The 4266-nt window shown below is 71.2% G+C and carries 3 protein-coding genes; 1 reads left to right on the top strand and 2 read right to left on the bottom strand.

What is annotated here, in order from left to right:
- Positions 1–40 precede the first annotated feature (40 nt).
- The gene (locus tag ACRDP3_RS09270) at positions 41–640 is read right to left on the bottom strand and encodes an LAETG motif-containing sortase-dependent surface protein (protein ID WP_431516380.1); all 600 of its coding nucleotides are present in this window, start codon (positions 638–640) and stop codon (positions 41–43) included.
- A gap of 364 nt (positions 641–1004) precedes the next feature.
- Between ACRDP3_RS09270 and ACRDP3_RS09265 the strand changes: the two genes are divergently transcribed.
- Positions 1005–2270 carry a S1 family peptidase gene (locus tag ACRDP3_RS09265; protein WP_431516379.1) on the top strand — a complete coding sequence of 422 codons (1266 nt, stop codon included), beginning with the start codon at positions 1005–1007 and terminating at the stop codon, positions 2268–2270.
- Between the two features lie 17 nt (positions 2271–2287).
- On the opposite strand, the gene ACRDP3_RS09260 is transcribed toward ACRDP3_RS09265, so the two are convergent.
- Positions 2288–4266, bottom strand: a 1979-nt coding sequence (locus ACRDP3_RS09260) for a neutral/alkaline ceramidase (RefSeq protein WP_431516378.1), incomplete at its 5' end; no start/stop codon positions are given.

The raw sequence follows: 4266 nt of genomic DNA, 5'->3' as shown, positions 1-4266 counted from the left end.
GCTCAGGGTCGAGCGCGTGCTGTGCCGTGCCGGCTGCGGATCAGTGCTCCGTGGAGCGGCGCTTGCGCGCGACCACGACCATGCCGGCACCCGCGACCAGGACGACACCGGCGATACCGGCGATCATCGGGGTGGCGCTGGAGGAACCGGTCTCGGCCAGGTCGTCACTGCCGCCCTCGGGCTTGGGCGCACTGCTGGGCTTCTCCGACGGCGCCGGGGCCTCGCTGCTGGACTCGCTGGGCGAAGGCGCGGGCGCGGAGGGCGAAGGGGACTCGTCGCCCGGGCACACCGGCGAGGTCTTGGTCTCGTCGCGCGAGAACTGGTCCCCGTCACTCGCCTTGACGACCAGGCGCACCTCGATCGGCGAGCTGTGCTTGGGCAGTTCGATCTTCCTGCTGAAGTCGGTGCCGAACTTCACCGACGACAGCAGGCTCTTGTCACCGGCGGTGATGGAAACGGTGTTCTCGCCACCGGCCTGGTACTTGGTCAGGTTGACGGTCACCGAGGCACAGTCCACCGCCCAGACCGGCGTGTGAGCCGATGCGGGGGCGGCGGCGAGTATCCCGGCACCGACGAGAGCGGCGACGCCCGTCCCGGCAACGGCGGCGGAGCGGTGCCATCTCTGGCGTATAGCGGTCATGGTCTCCCTCTGATGATGACGAAACTGTGCAGAGCGGTTTTCGTGCGAGGTCAGCGAAAAAACGGCACTCCCGTGCGCATCACTCGCCACGGCCAACCCCCGATCCCCCAAGTGACGCTGTGAAAAGGGCAGTTCAGGCGTGGAATCGTGACGCGTTCCCCCGTGCGGTCCGGTGGCTGCTCGCCGGTACACCGCTGGAACCCGCTGACCCTACCGCCCCACGAGTCACCGCGGCGGAAAGTCACGGAGATTGAGTCCTCTTCACAACGTGTGCATATGAGCGAGTACCAAATGGTGTCAAGGGCGCGCCAGTGCGCCGGACCGGCAGCAGCTGCCGGTCCACCACCCGTGGGAGGTCAGTGAGTTGAGTCATCGACGCAAGGACAAGCGGGCGTACGTCATAGCCGGCGCGAGCGCCTCGGCGCTCGCCGCCGCGGCGGTCCTGCTGCCGTACGCGAACGCCAGCCAGGAGCAGCAACCCCGTCCCGGCCCGGCCACCGCCAAGGCCGCCGCCAAGCTGGGAGCGGCGCTGGCGGCGGAGAACGGAGCCCGCACCGCGGGCTGGTATCTCGACGGCAAGGGCGGCAAGTTGGTCATGAACGTGACCGACGAGGAGACCGCGGAGCGCGTCCGGGCCGACGGAGCGACGGCCCGAGTCGTACCCAACAGCAAGGCGGAACTGACGGATGTCAGCGACACCCTCGCCGGCGACGCCTCGGTACCCGGAACGGCCTGGTCGGTCGATCCCCGTACGAACAAGGTCGTGGTGCTCGCCGACCGCACGGTCGGCAGTGACGAATGGGCCTCGCTGACGAAGACCGCCGAGGGCATGGGCGGCATGGTGACGATGAAGCGCTCCAGCGGCGAGTTCAAGCCCCTGCACGGCGGCGACCAGTCCGGCGGTACGGGCGAAGAGGAAGGCGGCGCGGGCGAAGAGGAAGGCGGCGCCGGTGAGGAAGAGGGCGGTGCGGGCGAGGAACAGGCCGGCGGCGCCGGTGCGGCGGCGGGCAACGAGGTCGCGGGCGGTGGCGCCATCTTCGCCGCGGGTACGCGCTGCTCCCTCGGCTTCAACGTCACCGTCGACGGTGCGCCCGCCTTCCTCACCGCGGGCCACTGCGGCAACGCGGCGGAGAAGTGGACCTCCGACGAGGCGGGGCAGGAGCCGCTGGGCACGGTGGCCGACTCCAAGTTCCCGGAGAGCGACTTCGCCCTGCTCAACTACGACGACCCGCAGGCCCAGCCGCCCAGCACCGTCGACCTGCAGGATGGCACCACGCAGGAGATCACCAAGGCCGCCGAGGCCGCCGTCGGCATGGAGGTGCAGCGCAGCGGCAGCACGACCGGTCTGAGCGACGGCACGGTGACCGGCCTGGACGCCACCGTGAACTACGGCAACGGCGACATCGTCAACGGGCTCATCCAGACCGACGTGTGCGCCGAACCCGGCGACAGCGGCGGCGCGATGTTCGCCGAGGACGCCGCCGTCGGCCTGACCTCCGGCGGCAGCGGCGACTGCACGCAGGGCGGTGAGACCTTCTTCCAGCCGGTCACCGACGCCCTGGAGGCCACCGGCGCCGAGATCGGCGCCGGTGGCGGGGACGCGGGCGGCGGCGAAGAGGCCGGCCAGTAGAACCGCAGGGCGGGCCGTCAGCCGCTCACGGTGAAGCCGGGGCTGGTGCCGGAGATGGCGTGCGGTTCGCCGGCGAGCGGCTTGGCGTCGCCTTCGTAGCGGAGGCGGTAGCTGCCGGGTTCGGTTCCCTCGGGTACGTCCCAGGTGACGGTGACCTTGGAGGCGGCGACCCCGTACCGCGCCCAGTGGAAGGTGGTCGACCAATCGCCGTCGTCGGCGACCGTACGCCAGTCGCCGTCGCCGCCGTCCCCCCGTCGCTCCACCCGCAGGTAGGTGCCGCCCCGGTGCAGATCGTTGCCGGGGTGGGCACCGGCGAAGACGACGGTGACCCGCTCCCCCGCCCGGTAGTTGACGCGGGGCGGGGTGAGGACGTCGCCGAACTCGCGCAGGAGCGGCGGCGCGTCCAGCACGATCGGCGGCTGGAGGGCGAGCGCCTGACCGGAGATGTCCGGAGCGACCGGGCCGAGCGGCAGGCTCTCGCCGTCGCGCATGGCGCGCGCCAGCCTGGCCGCCGTCTGCCGCAGCGCGGGCAGTTGCCAGCGGCCGAAGAGGGTGCTGCCGCCCTCGTACTGCTGGGAGTCGTACTCCTCCGGCGTGGTGAGGTAGTGGAAGTAGGAGTTGGCGTAGCCCGCCACCAGGACGTCCCGCAGGTCGCCACCGACCACGTCGGCGACCGTACGGCGCAGCAGCAGGCCGGCGCCGATGGTCACCTCGCCGGGAACGCCGATCAGATACAGCCGGCCGATGCGCAGCAGCTGTACGGGCACCTGCTCCTGCACCCACGGATAGACCCGGTTCATCTCACCCACCGGGGCGAAGATCCCCTTGGGGGCCTGTGCCGCGCGCAGTTCGGGCGAGGCCTCGTAGAGGACGGAGTCGGAGATCGTGTCCCACAGGGGGTTCTCGCCCTCCTCGAAGCCCGGGAAGGCCGGTCCGTCCTCGACGCTGCCGGCCGCCATCGACGCGCCGACGGCGGGCTTCGCCGTCCTGTGCGCGCGGCCGTCGCCGGTGAACTCCGGCTCCACGGTCACATCGGAGAGATCGATGTAGACCAGCCGGGCATCGACCCCGCCGGTCATCCTCGTGCCGCGCCAGCCGAGTTGGCGGGCGGCGGCGTCGTACTGGAGCAGGCCGTTGGCCCGGGTGCGCGCGAAGTCCGCGGGTGTGGTGGGGGGTTTCAGGTCGAGGTTGGGGGACATGTCGCCGGCGTTGGTCTGGGCGAAGGCGGCGATGAAGTCCGGGGTGGTACCGGCCAGATAGTCCGCGCCCTCGACCTCCCGCTCCCAGTGGTAGGCGGCGAAGCCCTTGTTGTCCGCGCTGATCAGCTTGTTGTCGCCGGACATGCTGGTGCCGTGCGTGGCGAACCAGTTGATCGCCCCGACCGGCTTCCCGTCCCGCTCGATGCGCAGCAGCGCGGTCTGCGGGTCGATGGCGTCGGGGAAGTGGCGGCGTACGTCGGCCGGGTTGCGCTCGAAGGCCTCCCGGGACCGGTTGGCGCTGGCGCCGTGCAACTCGTCGTGGGTGAGGGTGAGTTCCGCCGGTGCGAGATCGTCGTGGGCGCGGGCCACCGCCTCGACGATGCCGTCCGTGAAGGCTTCGAAGGTCTTCTTGTGGAAGCCGAGGGTGGTGAGGTTGTAGAGCAGGTGGTGGGAGGAGCCGCCCGGTCCGCAGTGGGTGTGGGTGGCGGTGAGCATGACGTTGCGGTGCGTGTAGCGGTCGCCGTACCGCTCGGCGAGCCTGCTCAGCACCGCCTGGTGCACACTCTCGAAGATCATGGCCGTGTCGACGACGACGAGGAGCACGCAGTCGTCGGTGACGGGGTCGGCGACGACGAACGCGCGGGCCCGCAGCCGGGTGTGCAGCCCCTGCGCCTGCTGGTCGGCACGCCCGTAGCCCATCATGCCGACCTCGGCGACCTCCCCGGTGACGTCGGCGATGCCACGCCCCACCCGGTAGGTGCCCGCGTCCGCCGCGGGCTGCGCGGACCGGCCGGGCC

It is taken from the genome of Streptomyces sp. (genome assembly GCF_050698815.1).
GTDB lineage: Bacteria > Actinomycetota > Actinomycetes > Streptomycetales > Streptomycetaceae > Streptomyces.
The sequence above is the reverse complement of the archived record's forward strand: the minus strand, read 5'-3'. Positions and strand labels throughout refer to the sequence as shown.